The sequence below is a fragment of the Pseudovibrio sp. W64 genome, assembly GCF_001623145.1.
GTDB lineage: Bacteria > Pseudomonadota > Alphaproteobacteria > Rhizobiales > Stappiaceae > Pseudovibrio.
Genome location: NZ_LMCI01000028.1, coordinates 74136 through 95211 on the forward strand (window position 1 = coordinate 74136; position 21076 = coordinate 95211).

Genomic DNA, 21076 nt, shown 5'->3' on the forward strand with positions numbered 1-21076 from the left:
GTCAATGTGAGGAAACGAACAATGCCTTGCTCTGGGAAATGAAAAAATGAGAATCTTGATTATTGAAGATGATCGGGAAGCGGCAGACTATCTGCTCAAAGCACTGAAGGAAGCAGGGCACTCACCTGATCACGCAGACAATGGCGAAGACGGACTTGAGCTGGCAATCTCCAACACGTGGGATGTGCTCGTCGTTGATCGCATGCTGCCCAAACGCGATGGCCTCTCCATCATCGAAACACTGCGCGCCTCTGGTGATGAAACGCCTGTATTGATCCTCTCAGCGCTCTCGCAAGTAGATGATCGTGTGACCGGTCTGCGCGCAGGTGGAGATGACTACCTCTCAAAACCCTACGCCTTTTCTGAACTGCTCGCCCGCGTTGAAGTGCTGAGCCGCCGTAAAGCTGGCCCACAAGTTGAAACCAAGTTGCAAGTTGCTGATCTTGTTCTGGATCGCCTCGCGCACTCTGTTAGCCGTGCTGGACAGGAGATTGTGCTGCAGCCCCGCGAGTTCCGCCTTCTTGAATACCTCATGAAGCATGCTGGACAGGTGGTGACCCGCACCATGTTGCTGGAAAACGTCTGGGACTATCATTTCGATCCGCAGACCAACGTGATCGACGTTCACATCTCAAGGCTTCGGTCAAAAATCGACAAAGGGTTCGATTTCCCGTTGCTTCATACTGTTCGTGGTGCTGGGTATTCCATCCGTGACAGCTCTAACTAGAATCCTCTCAACCACAGCCTTCAAGCTGGCCGCAATCTATCTGACGTCGTTTACGGCGCTCTCTGTGTTTCTGTTCATCTTCATCTCGCAGAACACCGATGACCTGATGAATAAACAGGTGGTGCAGACGGTTGATGCAGAAATTCAGGGCCTTGCCGAACAATATGCACAAAACGGTATCAACGGGCTCGTCGTTGGTGTGGAGCGCCGTGTCCGAAGCCCCAACTCAAACCTCTATCTCATTCTGGACTACTCTGGAAACGTCATTACGGGCAACATCGCCTATCTGCCTGAGAAAGTTCTCTCAGTGTCCGATGGCCGAATTCAGTTTGTCTCCTACACACCACTAGGGTTTGCTGAGACGGACCAGAACAAAGCCAAAGCGATCGTCCGCATCTTCGAATTGCCCGGCAACTTCAAGCTGCTGGTCGGACGTGATCTTGAAGATCAGGTCCATCTTAAAAGCTTGCTCGGTGACGCTTTGACCCTCTGGCTGGTCGGGATGGTTGTTCTGGCTGGTATCACGTGGTTCTTCCTCAATCGCCGTATCCTGAAACGCATCGATAACCTTTCCATGAGCTCACGCCTGATTATGGAAGGTGATCTTGCCGGTCGCCTCGATGTGACTGGTAACGGAGATGAGTTCGACCGTCTGGCCAGCAACCTCAATGTTATGCTGGATCGTATTGAAGAGCTGATGAAGGGCCTTAAGGAAGTCTCCGACAATATTGCCCATGATCTCAAAACACCGCTCACACGTATGCGTGGGCGCGTGGAAGCTGCGCTGCGGCAAGATTTGAGTGAAAATGAAGGCCGCGAATGTCTGGAAGAGACACTGGTTGAGACCGATGAGCTGATCAACACTTTCAACGCACTGCTGCGCATCGCACGTGTAGAAGCTGGTTCCACTGGAGCTGAGCTGCAATCAATCAAGCTGGGCAACATCGTCAAGGACGTGTGCGAACTTTATGAGCCCGTTGCCGAAGATGATGGTGTTGAGTTCTCTGTCTCACTGGAAGATGAGCCTGTCATCGAAGGTGATCGGGAGTTATTGGCGCAAGCTCTCGCAAACTTGATAGAAAATGCTCTCAAATACGGTCGCCCAACCGAAGAGAATGTCAAACCCACAATCAAAGTCGTACTGTCTGGAAATGATGAGCAGGCTATACTCAGCATAGAAGATAATGGTGCTGGTATTGCTGCTGCTGATCGTGAGCGGGTGTGTAATCGCTTCGTTCGGCTTGATAGCTCTCGCCATGCACCGGGTTCTGGGCTTGGATTGTCACTTATCAAGGCGGTGGTAACTCTCCATCATGGAGAATTGCAGCTAACATCGGCTGGGACAGCAGATGATTCTGAAAGTGATAAGCAATCTGGCCTGCGTGCCCGGATTGTTCTGCCCTTAAACAAAGGGCAAAGAGGTGAGGGAGAGGGCAACGAAGCATGGGACAAGGCTCGGAAGAAGAACGCCACCAGCTAAAAAGCAGCATTCTGAAGCGCGAACATCGTGAAGGAGCTCTTGCTCCTTTATTTGAGCGCTTGGAACGCCAGCCCATCTGTGCAGATGATGATCTGGGTGATCGGCACCTGAAAGATCTTATTGAGAAGCTGGAACGAAAAGATCTCATTTCTGAGTTTGAACAGCTCTGTCAGGGTGCTCCCCATCTGCGCAGCTTTGTTAAAGGCTTCATGGTCAGTGCGCCATTCCTGCGTGAGACCATGTTGCGCGATGTTCAACGCTTCCTGCGTATTTTGAATACACCGCCGGAAGAGACCATTGCGATCCTCTTACAGGACTGCCTGAATGCCCGCCCTGAAAGCGAAGCTGCACTTATGCAGTCGCTGCGTCTGGCAAAACAGGAAATGGCTCTCACGGTTGCGCTGGCGGATATTGCAGGTGCATGGCCGCTGGAAAATGTAACGGGTGCTCTCACCAAGTTTGCAGATGCATCATTGACCGCCTGCCTACGCTTCTGCCTTCGTGAGCTTGAAGTCAGAGGCAAATTTATTCCGGTTGATCATGATGAACCGGAAAAAGAGGCAGGCTTCTTCATTCTGGCCATGGGCAAGCACGGCGCGGGTGAACTTAATTACTCCTCTGACATCGATCTGATCGTTCTTTATGATCCTGAGCGTAGCCGCCTGATTGGTGGTGCAGAAGCGCCTGTTGAATTCGTCCGTATCACCCGCCGTCTGGTGAAGCTCATGAACGAGCGTACCGGGGATGGATATGTTTTCAGAACCGACTTGCGCTTACGACCAGATCCAGGAGCAACGCCGCTGGCAATCTCTGTTCCTGCAGCGCTGGTCTATTATGAAAGCCTGGGCCAGAACTGGGAACGTGCAGCGCTCATCAAAGCACGCCCATGTGCAGGCGATATTGAAGCCGGTGAGATCTTCCTTGAAGAAATACGCCCATTCGTCTGGCGCAAATATTTGGACTATGCCGCCATTTCAGATGTGCACTCCATCAAACGCCAAATCCATGCTCACAAAGGCTTCAGCAAAATCACAGTTGCTGGTCATAACGTAAAGCTGGGACGAGGTGGCATTCGTGAAGTTGAGTTTTTCGCGCAGACCCAGCAGCTGATCGCAGGTGGCCGCAACCCGCAACTACGCGACCGGCGAACACTGATCACACTGGCAAGACTGGCTGATTGTGGCTGGATCGATCAATCCGCGGCAGAAGATATGGAAGAAGCCTATCGCTACCTGCGCGAGGTTGAGCATCGCATTCAGATGATCAACGATGAGCAGACCCACATCCTGCCTAAGGATGAAGAGGCATTAGCACGTGTCTATCACCTTATGGGCATTCAAGGCCGTTCTGAGTTTGCTGACACGATCCGCTCTAAGTTTGAGTTGGTGCAAAAGCACTACTCAGGCTTGTTTGAGCATGAGCCAGATCTGGCAACCAACCTTGGCAATTTGGTCTTCACAGGAGATGATGAGGACCCCAATACGCTGGAAACTCTCAGCCAGCTTGGCTTCCAAAGGCCTGTTGATGCAATCCGCACCATCCGTCAGTGGCACTACGGCAGATATCCGGCGGTCCGTGCGCCAAAATCTCGTGAACGGTTGACCGAGTTCACCCCAATTCTGCTGGATGCATTGGCGCGTACTGAAAATGCAGATAAAGCACTGCTGACATTTGACTCCTTCCTCTCCAAACTGCCAATGGGTGTGCAACTCTTCGGGTTGCTCAAGTCTAACCCACACCTGTTCAACTTGCTGACGATGGTGATGGGCAACGCACCACGTATGGCCGAGATCGTCTCCAAACGCGTCCACGTTCTGGATGCGCTTCTTGACCCGGCATTCTTTGGTGGGGCGCCGTCTGCAGAGCAGATTGAAACAGCGCTTGCTGTGACGCTCGATCAGGCTGGGTACTATGAAGAAGCGCTCGACCGGGCGCGTATCTTTGTACAGGAGCAACAATTCTTGCTCGGCCTGCGCTTGATCACAGGAACGATCACAGCAGCAGAGTTAGGACAGGGGCTTTCAACACTTGCAGACGCAGTGCTCTGTCAACTGCTGCCACGTGTTCAGCAGGAACTGGAAGATGCTCACGGCAAAATTCCAGGAGCTGAACTTGCTCTTGTTGCCATGGGCAAACTGGGTGGACAGGAAATCACTTGTGCATCGGACCTTGACCTGATCCTGCTCTACGATTTCCCCGAGGATGTCGTTCAAAGTAACGGCAAACGCCCGTTGGCCCCAAGTCAGTACTACAGTCGCCTCACTCAGCGCCTTGTATCCGCCCTGACTGCGCCGACGGCAGAAGGCGTCCTCTATGAGGTCGACTTCCGTTTGCGGCCCTCAGGCAACTCTGGACCGCTTGCAACGCGTTTTGCGTCCTTCAAAGACTATCAGTCCAACGATGCCTGGACGTGGGAGCATATGGCCCTGACACGTGCTCGTGTCATCACCAGCTCAAGCCCTGAGTTTGCTCAGCAGATCGACTGTGCAGTCTCTCAGTTGTTGCAGGACAAGCGCGATATTGAAAAACTGGCCCATGATGTCTGCGATATGCGTGCGCGCATCCAGAAGGAGAAGCCAGCAAAGAGCCCATGGCAGATCAAGGGTATTCCGGGTGGCTTGATCGATATTGAGTTCATCGCCCAGTTCTTGCAGTTGGCTCACGGTATCGAGCATCCTGAAGTCCTGCAAGCGCGCACCGAAGATGCATTACTTAAGGCGCGTGATTTTGGAGTATTGCGTGAAGAGGATGCTGACACGCTTATTCCAGCCCTTCGAAACTATGAGGACCTGACACAGATCCTGAAGCTCGCTCAAACCGGACACTTTGATCCAAAAACAGCTCCGGGCGGCTTGCTCGATCTTCTTGTAAATGCAGGAGGTGAGCCAGACTTTGAACGTCTAACCATCTACATGCAGGAACAACAGATCATGGTCCGCAGAACCTTTGAACACCTCATTGGCAAAGTGGAAGAAGCTGAAAAGACTAGTTGAGCTGACTTCGTCTGAGATAACAGAAAAGGCCGCTGATGAAGCGGCCTTTTCTTTGAAGATTGTCTTCTTGCTCTTAAGCAGCGTTCAGGTTGCTGATGCCTGTCAGGCGGCCTTTGTCGCGTCCCTTGGCTTTCAAGGGCAGCTTGATCGTAACCTCGGTGCCTGTACCAACTTCAGAAGCGATTTCCATGTAACCGCCGTGCAGCTCGCTGAGAGACCGTGCAATTGCCAGACCAAGGCCAGACCCTTTGTGCGTCTTGGTGAATTGATTCTCCACCTGCACAAACGGCTTGGCAAGACGGTCGATATCCTTCTTGGAGATTCCGATACCATTGTCAGAGATCTTGAGTTCAGCAAAGGCACCCACCTTGCGGGCAGAGACCCGAACCTCACCATTGTCTGGTGTGAACTTGATAGAGTTTGCAAGCAGGTTGAGTAGGATCTGCTTAACAGCGCGGCGGTCAGCCTGCAGATGCATGTGAGGCAGATTTTCGCTGACAACCTTGATGTTCTTCTCAGCTGCTGTTGCAGAGATAATCCGGGCTGCATCCTGTACGATCTGCTGGATTTGAACATCTTCAACAGATAACTCAATCCGCCCCGCTTCAATCTTAGACATATCCAGAATGTCGTTGATCACATTCAGCAGGTAGTTACCGGAGGAATGAATGTCCTTGCAGTATTCTTTGTACTTGTCGGAACCAAGATCACCAAACATGCCTTGATCCATAATCTCAGAGAAGCCGATGATCGCGTTCAGTGGTGTTCTCAACTCGTGGGAGATGTTTGCAAGGAATTCGGATTTCGCCTGGTTTGCATCTTCCGCGCGGGTCTTCTCATCCGCATATTTCTCGGTCAGTTCCACCAGCTGTTGAGCCTGTAGTTCAAGTTTCTGGCGGGACTGGCGCAAGTCGGCAATGGTCGCCATATGACCGCGCTCAGACTCAAGCAATTTCTCTTCTTTACGCTTCAGCTCTGTAATGTCGGTGCCAACGGAAACGAAGCCACCATCTTTGGTCCGGCGCTCTGAGACCTGTAACCAGCGACCACCTTCCATCTCAACCTTGTAGGAACTGCCCATATCGCTGTCGATGTGGTCGCCTTCCTCAGGCTCAGAAATAATCGGTTGGCTTGCCGAGGACATGACAGTCGCATAAGGCGTGCCCGACTGCACAACATGGTCTGGCAGCTGATGCAGCTTGCGGTAGTTGGAGTTACACATCACCAGATGGTTGTCAGCATCCCACAAGACAAAGGCCTCGGAGATGTTCTCAATCGCATCACGCAGGCGTAGATCAGCAGTACGGCTCTGCTCTGCCAAGCGCTTCTGCTCAGTCACATCCATACAGATGCCGATCAGGTGAGGCTCATTGGTGCCTGCATCGGTTTGAACTTCAGCACGAACCCGGAGCCAGACCCAGGAACCATCACTGTGACGCATGCGCCATTGACGATCCACGTTGCTCTTGCCGGTATCCAGCAGGCTCTTTGCAAGATCGTAAAGATCAACGTCATCAGCATGGGTCAGGGATTGGATCTCAGCAAAGCCCATAATGTCATTACGTGGATCCATGCCCAGCATCTCATAAAGCGAGGCGGACCAGAACACGCGGCCACGGGAAAGATCCCAGTCAAACAGGCCACAACGACCGCGATTGAGGGCAGCGTCTATGCGAGAGCGCGTCGCCGAGTAAATGCCATCCGCCTGCTGCGCTCGGGTTGCCTGCGCAAAATAGGCATAGATGATGACCAGCAGCACCATGGAGGTTGCAACAAAGATCGTGACATTGGCGGAAAGTTCAGCACGCCAGGAAGAGAAAATCGCGTCTTCTGGCTGCATGATAGCAACCATGCCGATTTTGTTTGGTAAATGATGAACTGTTGCCCGGGTCGCGTCATTGGTGCCCTCATTGAGCGTCAGCACACCTGCGCGCTTTCCAAAGAACGTCATTGGCTGAGTGTCACCAAGGAAGCTGGTAATTTTCAACCCTTCCATATCAGGGCGGGTCGGAGCACTGGCAACAATGGTACCGTTCGGGTCAGTCAACAGAATTTGGCGGCTTTGGCTGGTGGCCCGGGGGGGCAGGGCCTCAGAAAGTGCACGCTGCAAAGCAGAAGTCAGGCCGGCGGAGCCTTTTTCTTGCTCGGAAATTTCAATGCTGGCGGTCAGGGCAGTTGCAATAAGTGTGAGATCGTCCTGAGCCTTCTGGCTGACATTCTCATAATTGTAAGCAATCTCAAGTCCGCGGAAGATAGCGGTACACGCAATGAACACGATGCAAAGAGCAGGAATAATTCTGCGCATCATTGGTTCCGTTGTTAAGAGGCGTTGGTAGGCTGGTTGAGCGAGCAACTTGATATGTCCGGTCAGAGCGTCTTTTTTGCCTGTCCGTTTGGTCGAGTTCAAGAGTCGTCGAGCGGTCGCGCCCCCTGCAAAGGCTCGTGCCATGAATGCCCCCATGTGTCAGATTCCGCCGCAAATAACTCGGGTTGCAATTCACCCGAATCACATTCATTTGAATCTATCCGAATCAACTTGTCCAGAGTCTCGACACAAAAAAATGGTTAACGGCAGCGCTTTTTGCTGCCGTTAATTTTCATAGGACTCTCAGAGACTTCGCTGGGTGCAAAGTAGACTGTCTTAGTCTAGACACAGCTCAACTATTTCTTTGACATCAGTAGAGAGTTGCTGGTCAGCTGCAAGAATTCGCTTCAAAGCGGCCTCTGCCTTTACTCTGCGTTCCGCATTCATATTCTTCCAGGAGCCAAAGCTTTTGACCATTCTGGAAGCAACCTGAGGGTTAATCTTGTCCAATTGCAACGTGATTTCAGCAAGATAATCATATCCTGAACCATCAGCCGCATGGAAACCTCTTGTATTGCCACCGAGGAAGCCACCAATGAGCGCGTAGATACGATTTGGATTATCCCAAGAAAATGCCGGGTGTTCTGTAAGAGTACGTAGGGCGCCAATCGTGTCTTTGCTCGGCGCGCTGGCCGCGACACCCAGCCATTTATCCATGGCAAGAGCCGTGTCCTTGTGGCGTTCCTCAAAGGAAGCCATTGCTTCTTGCGCCCCTGCCAACTTGAACTTGACCAGGCAGTTCAAGGCGCTGATCCGGTCCGTCATGTTATCGGCAGCATCAAAATGTGCCTTAGCCAGAGTAGCGCTGCCTTCACTATTACTTGCCGCTAAGTAAGACAAACAACGCAGCTTCAGCGCACGCTTGCCAGCTGAAAGAGCATCCGGGCTAAACGTTGCTGGCATCTCCAAAGCATCATAGATACGCTTGAAGGTGTCATAGAGTGCAACGCCGATCTCTTTGGAGAACACATCACGGGCATCACCGATCGCATCAGTATCGACGTCTTTGCCGATTTCAAGTGCGATTGCCTGCTCGCTAGGCAGCATCAGGCCAAAACCACGGAACGCATGGTCAAGGTTCTCATCCTCTGCCATGTGACCGAGCGCCTCAATGAAGGCGTCCTTGCCTGTCGGTTCTGTACCATTGGTCAGCTCAATAAGCAGCTCAGTCATCAACGTCTGCGCAGCCTGCCAGCGATTGAACGGGTCAATGTCGTGGCGCATCAGGAAGATTTGATCTTCACGGGACAGACCTGTTTCCAACTTAACTGGAGCCGAGAATTCTCGCAGAAGGGAAGGAACTGGTCTACTGCCGATACCATGAAAGACAACGGTTTGTTTGTTGTCGCTCAGACACAGCAAATCGCCATCGACTTGAGCACCTTCGGCACTGGAATAGGCGAGATCATCTCCATTCGGGCCCACCAGGCCAAAGCGAATTGGAATGAAGAATGGCTTCTTTTGGTCTTGTCCAGGTGTTGGAGCATTAATCTGTTCCAGCTCCAGAGTGAAAGTCTTTGCAGCTTCGTCGTAAGAACCTTCTGCTTTCACAACTGGTGTACCGGACTGGTGGTACCACAGGCTGAAATGAGACAAATCGATCTTAGTCGCATCTTCAAAGCATTTGAGGAAGTCCTCAATGGTTGAGGCATCACCATCGTGTCGCTCGAAGTAAAGATCCATCCCTTTTCTGAAGTTGTCTGCACCAAGAATAGTCTTGATCATACGAACCAACTCAGCGCCTTTGTCATAGACCGTTGCCGTATAGAAGTTGTTGATCTCTTTGTATTCTGTCGGGCGAACTGGATGCGAAAGAGGCCCCTGATCCTCAGGGAACTGACGGGATTTCAGGCGGATTACATCAGCAATACGCTTCACAGGGCGGGAACGTTCATCAGAAGAAAATTCCTGATCACGGAATACAGTGAGGCCTTCCTTCAGGCAAAGTTGGAACCACTCGCGGCAAGTAATGCGGTTGCCAGTCCAGTTGTGGAAGTATTCATGGGCAACAACGGTCTCAATACCCTCGTAGTCTGTGTCGGTTGCTGTGTCACTATCCGCCAGAATGAACTTGTCATTGAAAATGTTGAGGCCCTTGTTCTCCATCGCACCCATGTTGAACGCAGAAACAGCAACAATGTTGAACACTTCGAGGTCGTACTCGCGGCCAAATACTTTCTCGTCCCATCGCATGGACCGGATCAGGCCGTCCATGGACCAGTCTGCGCGGTCCTCATTGCCTTTCTCGACAAAGATGTTCAGATCGACTGGTGCGCCGGAAGCTGTCGTATACTTCTCTGAAATGCAGGCAAGATCGCCAGCAACAAGCGCAAACAGATAAGCTGGCTTCGGGTGCGGATCATGCCACACTGCAAAGTGACGGTCAGTGCCTTCAATGTCACCTGCGTCCTGCGGATTACCGTTACCAAGCAAAATCGGATTGGTCGCTTTGTCAGCTTCAATGCGTGTCGTGAATACTGAAAGCACATCCGGGCGGTCATAGTAATAAGTGATCCGGCGGAAGCCCTCTGCCTCACACTGAGTGCAGTAAATGCCCTGAGAAAGGTAAAGCCCTTCCAGCTTGGTGTTCGTGGTTGGGTTCACCTTGGTGATAACTTCCAACTGGAAACGCTCAGCAGGTGGTGCATGAACTGTCAGCTTGTCTGCAGAGTTTTCGAAAGCGTCTTCTGCTAATGGTACGTCATCAATAGCGGCTGAAATTAGTGTAAGCTCGTCACCATCCAGCTCAAGTGGAGCGCCGTCTTCGGTGCCATCACGCTTGGAAATGGTAAGGGTGGAGATAACTTCGGTTGCTTCTGGTTGAAGTTTGAAGACAAGAGAAACACTCTCTATGACATAGGGTGCCTCTGTGTAGTCTTGCAGTCTAATGAGTTGAGCAGTTTCAGATCGCATACTTGTTCTCCCAAGAAGTGTTAAAGCGGCTTGATCACCCCTTGGCGCAGCGCTTCCAAATTTTTATGTAGATCGGCGGTACCGTTGAAAACGGTTCCGGTCAAATGCAGGGAATGAAAACCTCATCACTTTTGCACCCAAAAATCAAATTATCAAGCAAGGGAAGGACTGGAAGGAGATCATGACAGATCCTCGTAAGCACTATCCCGAAAAAACAGGTAGCACTGAGCTCCTGAAACAGATCTATACAAAAAGGCTGAGGTTGCTTCCGTGACAGCTCCCCTGGAAAACATAAAAGTATTGGAACTGGCGCGCATTCTGGCAGGCCCATGGATTGGACAAACCCTTTCTGATTTGGGTGCCGATGTCATCAAGGTGGAAAGCCCGAGCGGTGATGATACCCGGACCTGGGGACCTCCGTTTGTCGAAGAAGAGGGCGGAAGCAAAAGCGCAGCCTACTTCCATGCCTGCAATCGCGGCAAACGCTCCATAACTGCTGACTTCTCAAATCAGGAAGATCTTGAGTTGATTTATGATCTGGTACGTCAAAGTGATGTGCTGATCGAAAACTTCAAAGTCGGCGGGTTAGCCAAGTTTGGCCTCGACTATGATAGCCTCAAGAAGATCAATCCGAAGCTGATCTATTGTTCCGTGACTGGTTTTGGTCAGGATGGCCCTTATGCCCATCGCGCTGGATATGATTTTATGATCCAGGGCATGGGCGGTATTATGGATCTGACTGGTTCGCAAGGCGGCGAGCCACAAAAGGTAGGCGTTGCTTTTGCTGATATCTTCACGGGCCTATACGGGGTCATAGGTATTCAGGCAGCTCTGCGCCGCCGTGACCTGACCGGTGAAGGCGAATGGATCGATATGGCTTTGCTGGATGCTCAGGTCGGTGTTTTGGCCAATCAGGCGATGAATTATCTAAGCAGCGGCAATGTCCCTAGCCGTATGGGCAATGCTCATCCAAACATCGTTCCATATCAGGTATTCGAAGTGAAAGATGGTCATCTCATTGTGGCGGTTGGCAACGACACTCAGTTTGCGAACTTCTGCAAGATTCTCGGGCAGGAAGAACTGTCTGAGGACGAGCGCTATGCCACCAACCCGTCTCGTGTGAAGCACCGCGAGGAATTAACAGAAAAGCTTCAGGCTCTCGTGCTGAACTTCAATCGGGATGAACTCCTGTCAAAAATGGAAGAACGCGGCGTTCCGGCAGGTCCGATCAATACAGTTGCTGATGTTTTGCAGGATTCGCAAATTGAACACCGGCAAATGAAAGTCAACTTGCCAACAACATCTAAGCATCAAGGTGAGCAAACCTATGTCCGTACGCCAATTCGGTTTACTAATTCTAAGCTGAAACTGGAGAAGGGTGCACCAGCTCTCGATGAGCATAGAAATGAGATATTGAGAGAATTAGGCAAAGAAGCAGTAGAATAAAGACTAGCGACACCATGTGCAGGAAGGCAGTTTGACCCTCGGTCCGGGGAGTGGTTTAACGGGCTGGCATTCCTCACACAGGTGGGTCACGGTTTGAAGCTTTGGAATAGGATCAGGCGTAAAGCAATCGGCATACGGCGGTGCTATTACAAGTTGTCATTGACGTGGTTGGTGAGCCTTACCTTCGTGACTGTGGTGACCTTGTGCGGCGGTATTGTGCTTTACATGTCTGTTCATACCAATTTGAAGAATACCCGAAGCTTGATCGAAAAAGCGTCGATCATGTCCACCGAGGCAATCAACAATGCCTTGAGTGCCTACATGACCCCGGCATTTTCCTCGGTACATGCAATCAAAGTTTATGCGGAAGAACAGCCAACGGCGCAAAATGCGATCTTTCGCGCACGCCAGACGTTTCGTGGCGTACTGTTCGGGGTGAAAAGTGTCGAAGGCTTGGTGTTGTCACTGCCCAACGGAACGGTCTGGGGCTTGCGTCACGCTGAAAACCGGCAAGATCTGATCTCATTCCAGCCTGAACAAGATCTGTTTGATTTCTCCAGAATGCAAAGCATCGATGCGCAAACTGCTGAAGACCCATTCTGGGGAGATTTCTACGCATCTGGTGAAGACCCATTTGCAACGGCGACAAGCGCTATCAAGTTTGATGGAGAGACGATCGGCTACGTTTCCGCAATCATCACGATGAAGGGAGTTGGCTCGGTCCTCGCCTCTTCAAAAGAAGATGGTATTGGAAACGAAGTAGACGAAGAGGATGTCACTCGCTTTATCCTGACTGACAAAAATCGGGTGCTCGCGTATTCCTCTCCAACCAATGAGCTGCAACAGCACAATCTGCTGGCGCATGTCACAGAGTTTGGAGATCCCGTTCTTGCGAAGTTCGAGGGCAGTAAAGCTCAGCCCTTTAGTCAGCGTGCGCGCAAACGAGGCGTTGAACTGCATTTGATTTACGATGGCGAGGACATGTATGTTCTTGTTTTACAAAAGCTTGTTTCACCAGATGGCGAGGTCTACTACGTCGGTGAATATCAGTTGGCAAACTCGCGTTATGATGAGTTCACCCGTCTGATTAACTCGGTCTTTGCTGGCGTGGCTGTTGTGTTCCTGTCCGCACTTGTGGCAATCTTCTTCGCGCGTCGTCTGTCATCGCCGCTGAAAGGCATTGCTGCACGCGCTCAAAAGTTCGGTGCTCTGGAGTTTGAGCACCTTGAACCATTGCCACGCAGTCATATTCGTGAAGTAGATCAGATTACCTCCGCAATGAATGCCAGCACCAGCGGCTTACAAGCCATGAGCCGGTATATTCCAAAGTCACTCTATTCCAAGTTGATGGCAATGGGGATCGACCGCGCGGCCAAAGCAAAAGAAGCTGAACTGACGATCCTGTTTACGGACATTGAAGGTTTCACGTCGATCTCCGAACACAGAAGCGCTGGCGAAGTGGCTGGCCTGCTCAATGATCACTTCAAACTGCTTGTGTCTGCTGTGGAGGCTCATCAAGGGACTGTCGATAAGTTCGTCGGCGACGGCATGCTCGCATTCTGGGGTGCACCAAACGAGATGGAAGATCATGCCCGCCGCGCAATATTGGCTGCAGAAGATATGGTCAGCGCCATCCAGCAAGCCAATGCAGTTACACCCGAAAATGCTTTGAATGTACGGATTGCAATTCACACAGGCCCAGTAATTGTTGGTAATGTAGGGGCCGTCGAACGTTGGAACTACACCATTGTTGGCGATGCCGTGAATGTGTGCAGCCGCCTGCAAAGCCTGGGTGGCACCATCTCCTCCGTTAAAGGAGCATGTGTGGTGTTGAGCGGTGAAACTGTTGAGAGAGCAGGGCGACCCGATAACGTAACCCATCGCGGTAGCCATGACATTCGTGGCCGGAAGGGCAAAGTCGAGGTTTGGCAGCTCAACTCGACCATATGCGACGACTGATAATCCCGGCATTGTCTTCTAGTTTAATTTAAGTGTGCCACGTAACCCAACCTCATTGAAAGAAAGCCCTGTTCTAGTGTGAAAGCCGCGAAAGGTTTTCTCGCGTGCGCTAGCAACAGACCAGTGAGGAAGGGACGCACGTGAACCTGCTTGACGTCAAAGGGTTGTCGGTAGAGTTTCATGGAGACGAAGGGCATCACCAAGTTGTCCGCGATGTGTCTTTTAGTGTCCCGGAAAACAAATGCGTCGCTTTGGTTGGTGAGTCAGGGTCTGGCAAGACCGTGATCTCGAGGGCGGTTATGGGGATCCTTCCTGCAAAATCTCGCATCACATCAGGTCAAATTTTATTTCGGGACAATCGCAAAAACGGTGAGAAAGTAGACATTGCAAAACTGCCTCCGGCTGGTCCTGCCATGCGCGCCATTCGCGGCGATCAGATTGCAATGATCTTTCAAGAGCCCATGGTCTCGCTCTCACCACTGCACACCATTGGAGATCAGATCAGCGAAGCAGCAAAATTGCACCGCTTTGTTGGCACTAAAGAAGCCCAGGAACTGACCAAGGATATGCTGCGTCTGGTTCATTTCCCTGAGCCTGAGCGTGCAATCCGTGCCTATCCATTTGAGCTCTCTGGCGGCTTACGGCAACGCGCACTCATCGCCATGGCGATGATCTGCCGCCCCACGCTTCTTATTGCAGATGAGCCGACAACTGCGCTGGATGTTACCATTCAGGCCGAAATTCTGAAGCTGATTAAGGAAGTACAAGCTGAACTGAACATGACACTGCTCATGATTACGCATGATTTTGGTGTAGTCACAAACATGGCCGATGAGGTTGTCGTGGTCTACAACGGTGAAGTCATGGAAAAAGGCAGCGTTGAAGACCTGTTCCTGACCCCGCAACACCCTTATCTGAAAGCGCTACTCAACGCGGTTCCATCGCTTTCTATGGAGCCGGATGAGCGCCTTGTTCCAATCCGCCCAATCAAACCCCGCACGCATCATTCCGACTTTCAACCAAGTCCGGTTGGCAAAGCTCACGCATTCCGTGGAACGCCGCTCATCGAGCTGGAAGGCGTTTGTAAGAACTTCACATTCAAGAACCTGCGCGGTAAAAAACGCAGAGGTATGACAACCGCACTCGACAATGTATCTTTGACGGTCCGTAGGGGCGAATGCCTTGGTATTGTTGGAGAGTCAGGTTCCGGAAAAACCACAGCCGCCCTTGCTATGTTGCGAGCTTTTCCTTTGACGCGTGGCAAAATTTCCTACACCACTGAGGACGGCCCACGCGATATTCAGGGCTTCTCTGAAAAAGAGCTCTTCCAATACCGTAAACGGGCTCAGATTATCTTTCAGGACCCGTTTTCTTCGTTAAACCCACGCCGAACACTCAACGAGATTTTGCAGGAGCCGCTCGTCATACACCGTATGGGCGACAGCCTCAGTCAAGGAGCGCGCATCCGGGAACTGATTGATCTTGTCGGCTTGTCGCCAAGATATCTGCGTCGTTACCCGCATTCCTTCTCCGGAGGCCAAAGACAACGTATCGGGATCGCAAGAGCTTTGGCGCTAAATCCGGAGTTCTTGATTTGCGATGAGCCAACATCAGCGCTTGATGTTTCCGTTCAGGCACAGATCTTGAACCTTCTCAAAGACCTTAAAGATGAGTTGGGCCTGACCTATGTTTTCGTCAGCCACAACCTTGCTGTGGTTGACTACATTTCTGATCGCATAGCAGTTATGTGCAAGGGCAAGGTTGTCGAAGTCGGACCAACGCGGCAGATCATAGATAATCCGATCCATCCCTATACGCGTACACTTCTCAAAGCAGTGCCAGAACCCTCTTTGGACCACAAACTGGATTTTTCATCTCTGGCAGGAACCGCAAGCTCAGACCCGACACAATGGCCTTCGCCCTACCGGATGCGCTACTCAACCGTACCGTATTTGGTTGAGATTGAGACAGATCATTGGGTATGTGCTCCGGGAATGGAAAGTATGCGCGATATCGTCGGTTTAGGGGGGAGCCATATATGAGAAAACTTGGCCTCCTCACAACGGTTGTTATGCTTATCAGTCTCGCAGTGCCCACGGTCTCGGCAGCTCTGGTCCTGAAGGAAACTCCGGGAATTCCGCCGGGCCTGCCATCTATCGTAGATCGTGTTCCCAAAGAACCACTTGTGACCTACCCCGATGATATTGGCCGCGTAATCGGAGTGCAGGGTGGTGCGCTGCATACGCTCATTTCGCGGCCTAAAGACGTGCGCCTGATCAATGTGTGGGGCTATGCAAGGCTGGTTGGATACAATGAAAACCTCGAGTTAAATCCAGACATTTTGGAGAGCGTAGACAATCACTATGACAAGGTCTTCACTCTAAATCTGCGTGAAGGCCATAAATGGTCTGATGGAAGTTCCTTTAATGCAGAAGACTTTCGGTTTTGGTTTGAAGATGTCGCCCTAAACGAGGAGCTGAACCCCATCGGCCTGCCAGGGTTCATGCTGGTGGATGGTGAAGGTCCTGAGTTCTCAGTTATTGATGAGACGACGGTTCGTTTTGAGTGGCATGAGCCAAATCCTCTGTTCCTGCAGGAACTTGCAAAAGCACGCCCACCGTTCATTTACCGGCCCGCTGCTTACATGAAGCAGTTCCATGAAGAATATGGAAATCCGGAATTTATCAGGCAGATCGCTCGTATTGAGAAAGTGCGTGGGTGGGCACCTTTGTTCAACCGCATGGACGACATGTACGGCGCATCCAATCCGCATATCCCCACATTGCAGCCATGGGTGCCACGAAACACTTCGGGAGATCGCAGGGCAGTTATGGAGCGCAATCCGTTTTTCCATCGCGTGGACAGTGCAGGCCAGCAACTTCCCTATATCGACCGCATAATTATGGATGTGGTGGATGGTAAACTTATTCCGGCAAAGGCGCTGGCTGGTGAAAGTGATTTGCAGGCACGTGGACTTGGGTTCTCTGATATTTCCGTTCTTAAACGTGGTGAACAGACACAGGATTATGACACCCGTCTCTGGCTCAACTCCAAGGGATCTGAAATTTCAATCCTGCCCAACCTCAGCGTCAAAGATCCAACATGGCGCAAACTCATGCAGGACCGCAGATTTCGCCATGCGCTCTCGTTGGGCATCGATCGTGAGCTCATAAACAAAGTACTTTATTTTGGTTTGGGGAGAGCCGGCAACGATACGGTTCTCAACATTTCTCCGTTGTATCAGCCAGACTTTCAAACGGCTTGGGCGGAATTTAATCCAGACCTTGCCAACCAGTTGCTGGATGATATTGGACTGACAGATAGGCGAGGAGACGGCGTACGCTTGCTAGAAGACGGACGCCCGCTGCAACTCATTATTGAGACCACAGGCGAGAGTGCTGAACAGGATGATGCGCTGGAGCTTGTTGCAGAAACGTGGAAGGAAATTGGTGTTTCTGCTTTTATCCGCCCAAGCCAGCGCGACACGATCCGGGCTCGCGCGCTCTCTGGCACTTTGATGATGTCTGTCTGGTCCGGTTTTGAAAACGGTGTACCAACAGCAGATATGCCGCCGATAGATTATGCTCCCACGCGCGAAGATTTTCTCTCATGGGCTCCATGGGGCAACTACTATGAGAGTGATGGACACGCAGGTGTTAAACCTGACTGGCCTCCGGCAATTCGCTTGATTGAGCTCTTTGATCAATGGCTGGTGAGCAGTAGTTTTGAAGAGCGGGACATGATTTGGGAGCAAATCCTGCAGATTCACGCAGATGAAACAATTCATATCGGTCTGGTCAATGCTGTCCGGCAGCCAGTGGTTGTTAAGGGGCTTTTGAATGTACCTGAAATGGGCATTTATGGATGGGATCCCGGTGCTCAGTTCGGCATCCACCGCATGGATCTCTTCTTTTTTGAAGACCTCTTACCGGATGAAGACGATCTCCCTCATTGATTTTTTCACTTGCCTTAAGCGCGGGCTAATAGGGCTTCTCAAACCTGATTAGATTTTCTCAGAGAAAGCCAAGAGAGCTCCTTTAGACTTCTCCCACGAGTGGTGTGAGAAAAGAAAGGGAAGCGGGTGCTCAATTACATCCTGCGGCGGCTGTTGGTGATGATACCAACGCTTGCTGCCATCAGTTTCCTGGTTTTCTTCATCATTGAATTGCCGGAAGGGGACTACATCTCCAACCAGATCTCCATGCTCCGCTCAACCGGAGAAAGTGCTTCCATTGGCAGACTGGAGTTTCTGCGCAAAGAGTTCGCTCTTGATAGGCCGTTTGTGGAGCGTTACGGAATTTGGGTGGGGCTCTGGCCCGGACCCAATGGGTTTGATGGATTAATTCAGGGCAATTGGGGCTGGTCCTTTGAGTATGACCAGCCAGTCGGTGAAGTGGTTGGCCCAACATTGCCGCTTACAGTTGCGCTCAACCTTGCTACGATCCTCTTCATTTACTGCGTTGCCTTTCCCATCGGCATTTACTCCGCGACACATCAGTATTCGGTGGGGGATTACACCTTCACACTTATTGGGTATCTCGGTCTAGCGACCCCTAACTTCTTATTGGCATTGGTTTTAATGTATTTGGCCAACAGCTGGTTTGGACTGACTGTAGGGGGCATTATGGAGGAGCACTACATTGGCGAACCCTTGAGCGGCGGTAAAGCCCTGTCTATTGTGGCACATCTTATTGTTCCGGTGATCGTCATCGGAACATCCGGCACAGCTGCCATGATCCGCCGATTACGCGCTAACTTGCTGGATGAAATCTATAAGCAATACGTCACCACTGCTCGTTCAAAGGGAATGCGAGAAAGCAAACTCCTCGTCAAATATCCCCTTCGTGTCGCTCTCAACCCATTCATAGCGGATATAGGTAATCTAATTCCCTCGCTTGTGTCAGGCTCGGTTATTGTTTCTGTTGTCCTCAACCTTCCCACTGTCGGTCCTGTCCTTCTTGGTGCGCTTCAATCGCAGGATCAGTTCCTTGCAGGGTTTATCCTCCTCTTCGTTTCCATCCTCACACTGATTGGCATGTTGGTCTCTGATGTCTTGCTTGGTTATCTGGATCCACGAATTCGCCTTGGAAAAGAAGGGTCAAGACAATGAGCCCGGGCGAACGTGGAGAGGACAAAGCAGAGCACTACGTCAACCCAAAGGGCTTTGACCCCAAGGATGTAGAGATCCTGACCCGAGAGCAGGAGAGATATTATCAAGCGCCACAATGGAAAATCATCTGGTGGAAGTTCCGCAAGCACAAGCTGGCCGTGATCTCAGTGATCATCCTCTTCTTCTTCTATCTATGTGTCCCTTTTGCAGAAATTATTGCACCTTATCCGGTGGCAAAGCGAAACGTAGATTTCCTCTTTGCTCCGCCACAAGCCATCCACTTGTTCCATGAAGGCAAGCTGGTTGGACCCTTTGTGTATGGTCTGAACCCTTCAGTTGACCTTGAAAATCTGAAGTGGGTTTATGAAACAGACACCACAAAAGTTCAAAAACTCCGGTTCTTTTGCAAAGGAGACCCCTACAAGTTCTGGGGCCTGTTTCCCGCAAGCCTTCACGTCATTTGCCCCGCGAAAGACGGGACACTGTTTATTGCAGGTACGGACAGATTGGGGCGAGATCAATACTCAGGTCTCGTTTATGGAGCACGACTGTCTCTCACCATTGGTCTTGTCGGTGTAAGCATATCCATGGTGCTAGGCGTCTTGCTCGGCGGACTTGCTGGTTTCTTCGGTGGATGGATCGATAGCTCAATTCAACGCGTTATCGAAATTATGCGCTCATTGCCCGAACTCCCACTCTGGATGGCTTTATCTGCCGCCTTGCCGATAACATGGTCGCCAGTCTGGATTTACTTCGGCCTGACGGTCATTCTGGGCCTGTTGGACTGGCCGGGTTTGGCGCGTGCCGTCAGATCTAAATTGCTCTCATTGCGAGAAGAAGAATATGCCAAGGCCGCAGCTCTGATGGGCGCTAGCCCAAGTCGTATTATCGTCAAGCACTTACTTCCCGGTTTCACGAGTCACCTTGTTGCATCAGCAACGCTTTCTGTACCGGCGATGATACTTGGTGAAACGGCTCTGTCCTTCTTGAATCTCGGACTGAGGAGGCCCGCTGTATCCTGGGGTGTTCTTCTCAATGAAGCTCAGAATATCTCCGTCGTTACCATTTATCCGTGGTTGATGGCGCCGGTTATTCCGATCATCATCGTCGTGCTTGCCTTCAACTTCATGGGCGACGGGCTGCGTGATGCAGCTGATCCGTATAAGTAGCTGGAGCCTCAATATAATGGAAGAACTCTCAGGTGATTGGGATCGCCAGTACGAAGCAGGTCGCTGGCATTTTCTTAATGATATCAAAGAGGCTGCGCGCTACGGAATTCTCTCAGCATGGCTTGGGCAAACAGCAACAACACATGCGGTCCTTGACGTCGGCTGCGGTGAAGCAATTCTGTATCACTATCTCAAGTCATCAGGCTTGCAGCAGTATTGTGGTGTCGATCTCTCAGAAATTGCACTAAGCAATGCCAAGGTTGGGGAGGAGCATGTGCAACTGGTGCAATCTGATCTTGAGAGTTTCCAAGTTAAAACGGCGGATAAGTTTTCAGCAATTGTCTTCAATGAAGTGCTCTATTTCTGCGAGGAACCAGAGTTACAGCTCAAACGTTACGCAAAATTTCTTGATGACAATGGCGTTATCGCAATTTCCATGTACACACCTGCTCGAGAACAATCGGGAGCAAACAGATCTATCCAGAAGGTTTGGAGTGAAACAGACAAATCTGGCCACTGGAAGGTACTCGATGATCTGGAGCTGAAGTCATATTCAAAGAATGTAGGGTGGAAACTACGGTTGGTCAGACCTGCCCGGCAGCCAAAGTAAAATCGTGTTTTGCTTGATCCAGAAGGTCTCGAGAACTAAGCCATTTAATTGCAGGATGAGCAGACGTGAGCTCGAAAAATACCTCCAGAAATTCTGAGCAGCCTTCACCGTGGTCAAGATGATGTGTCAGCAGTCCGATCGGCTCAGCGACATTGGTTCGACGTCGACAAAGCTGCAGATCTAGCCGTTTGCGAGCGGCCTCCCAACCAATAAAACGCTTGTTTTTTTTCCATTTGATGATGTCGACGTGGCTTTGGAGGCGTGGCAGGCGGAAATGATTGATCCAGGTGAATGCAGACAAGCC

General features: G+C 51.1%; 12 protein-coding genes and 1 pseudogene. 10 read left to right on the top strand and 3 right to left on the bottom strand.

What is annotated here, in order from left to right:
• The first annotated feature begins 46 nt into the window (after window positions 1–46).
• From PsW64_RS11210 to PsW64_RS11220, 3 genes are read left to right on the top strand one after another with little or no spacing between them, the layout of a single operon-like run.
• Window positions 47–727: a response regulator transcription factor gene (locus PsW64_RS11210; protein WP_057465903.1), complete on the top strand. Its 681-nt coding sequence runs from the start codon at window positions 47–49 to the stop codon at window positions 725–727.
• Window positions 711–2207: a sensor histidine kinase gene (locus tag PsW64_RS11215; RefSeq protein ID WP_063303647.1), complete on the top strand. Its 1497-nt coding sequence runs from the start codon at window positions 711–713 to the stop codon at window positions 2205–2207. Before PsW64_RS11210 ends, PsW64_RS11215 begins: the two co-directional genes overlap by 17 nt.
• Window positions 2171–5200 (top strand): bifunctional [glutamine synthetase] adenylyltransferase/[glutamine synthetase]-adenylyl-L-tyrosine phosphorylase, encoded by a 3030-nt coding sequence (locus PsW64_RS11220; RefSeq protein ID WP_063303648.1) that lies wholly within the window; start codon window positions 2171–2173, stop codon window positions 5198–5200. The genes PsW64_RS11215 and PsW64_RS11220 overlap by 37 nt, the downstream gene beginning before the upstream one ends.
• A 73-nt stretch (window positions 5201–5273) precedes the next feature.
• Here the strand turns inward: PsW64_RS11220 and PsW64_RS11225 are convergent, their stop codons facing one another.
• Both PsW64_RS11225 and pepN read right to left on the bottom strand, forming a co-directional pair.
• Window positions 5274–7649, bottom strand: a complete 2376-nt coding sequence (locus PsW64_RS11225; RefSeq protein ID WP_063303649.1) for a PAS domain-containing sensor histidine kinase — start codon at window positions 7647–7649, stop codon at window positions 5274–5276.
• Between the two features lie 192 nt (window positions 7650–7841).
• Entirely contained in the window at window positions 7842–10478 is a 2637-nt protein-coding gene (gene pepN / locus PsW64_RS11230) for an aminopeptidase N (protein ID WP_063303650.1), read from the bottom strand.
• A gap of 270 nt (window positions 10479–10748) precedes the next feature.
• On the opposite strand from pepN, the gene PsW64_RS11235 reads away from it, so the two are divergent.
• From PsW64_RS11235 to PsW64_RS11265, 7 genes are all read left to right on the top strand, one after another.
• Entirely contained in the window at window positions 10749–11924 is a 1176-nt protein-coding gene (locus PsW64_RS11235; RefSeq protein WP_063303651.1) for a CaiB/BaiF CoA transferase family protein, read from the top strand.
• 171 nt (window positions 11925–12095) lie between these two features.
• Complete coding sequence (locus PsW64_RS11240; protein WP_208980735.1) at window positions 12096–13883, top strand: adenylate/guanylate cyclase domain-containing protein; 1788 nt, start codon at window positions 12096–12098, stop codon at window positions 13881–13883.
• Between the two features lie 140 nt (window positions 13884–14023).
• Window positions 14024–15925 (top strand): ABC transporter ATP-binding protein, encoded by a 1902-nt coding sequence (locus PsW64_RS11245; RefSeq protein WP_057465909.1) that lies wholly within the window; start codon window positions 14024–14026, stop codon window positions 15923–15925.
• Window positions 15922–17838 carry an ABC transporter substrate-binding protein gene (locus PsW64_RS11250; protein WP_063303653.1) on the top strand — a complete coding sequence of 639 codons (1917 nt, stop codon included), beginning with the start codon at window positions 15922–15924 and terminating at the stop codon, window positions 17836–17838. The genes PsW64_RS11245 and PsW64_RS11250 overlap by 4 nt, the downstream gene beginning before the upstream one ends.
• 126 nt (window positions 17839–17964) lie before the next feature.
• Complete coding sequence (locus PsW64_RS11255; protein WP_057465911.1) at window positions 17965–18993, top strand: ABC transporter permease; 1029 nt, start codon at window positions 17965–17967, stop codon at window positions 18991–18993.
• On the top strand, window positions 18990–20162 hold the full coding sequence (locus PsW64_RS11260) for an ABC transporter permease (protein WP_063288194.1): 1173 nt from the start codon (window positions 18990–18992) through the stop codon (window positions 20160–20162). The genes PsW64_RS11255 and PsW64_RS11260 overlap by 4 nt, the downstream gene beginning before the upstream one ends.
• A 16-nt stretch (window positions 20163–20178) precedes the next feature.
• Entirely contained in the window at window positions 20179–20772 is a 594-nt protein-coding gene (locus PsW64_RS11265; RefSeq protein WP_063303654.1) for a class I SAM-dependent methyltransferase, read from the top strand.
• Here PsW64_RS11265 and PsW64_RS27895 read toward each other — a convergent pair.
• Window positions 20747–21076 (bottom strand): annotated as a pseudogene (locus PsW64_RS27895) (polysaccharide deacetylase family protein); the annotation flags it as partial. The gene PsW64_RS11265 and the pseudogene PsW64_RS27895 overlap by 26 nt on opposite strands.

What these genes read in the sequence shown, in the direction of transcription:
- PsW64_RS11210 (WP_057465903.1), top strand. Translation starts at nt 47, where the DNA reads ATGAGAATCTTGATTATTGAAGATGATCGGGAAGCGGCAGACTATCTG.
- PsW64_RS11220 (WP_063303648.1), top strand. Translation starts at nt 2,171, where the DNA reads ATGGGACAAGGCTCGGAAGAAGAACGCCACCAGCTAAAAAGCAGCATT.
- PsW64_RS11225 (WP_063303649.1), bottom strand. Translation starts at nt 7,649, where the DNA reads ATGGCACGAGCCTTTGCAGGGGGCGCGACCGCTCGACGACTCTTGAAC.
- pepN (WP_063303650.1), bottom strand. Translation starts at nt 10,478, where the DNA reads ATGCGATCTGAAACTGCTCAACTCATTAGACTGCAAGACTACACAGAG.
- PsW64_RS11250 (WP_063303653.1), top strand. Translation starts at nt 15,922, where the DNA reads ATGAGAAAACTTGGCCTCCTCACAACGGTTGTTATGCTTATCAGTCTC.
- PsW64_RS11260 (WP_063288194.1), top strand. Translation starts at nt 18,990, where the DNA reads ATGAGCCCGGGCGAACGTGGAGAGGACAAAGCAGAGCACTACGTCAAC.
- PsW64_RS11265 (WP_063303654.1), top strand. Translation starts at nt 20,179, where the DNA reads ATGGAAGAACTCTCAGGTGATTGGGATCGCCAGTACGAAGCAGGTCGC.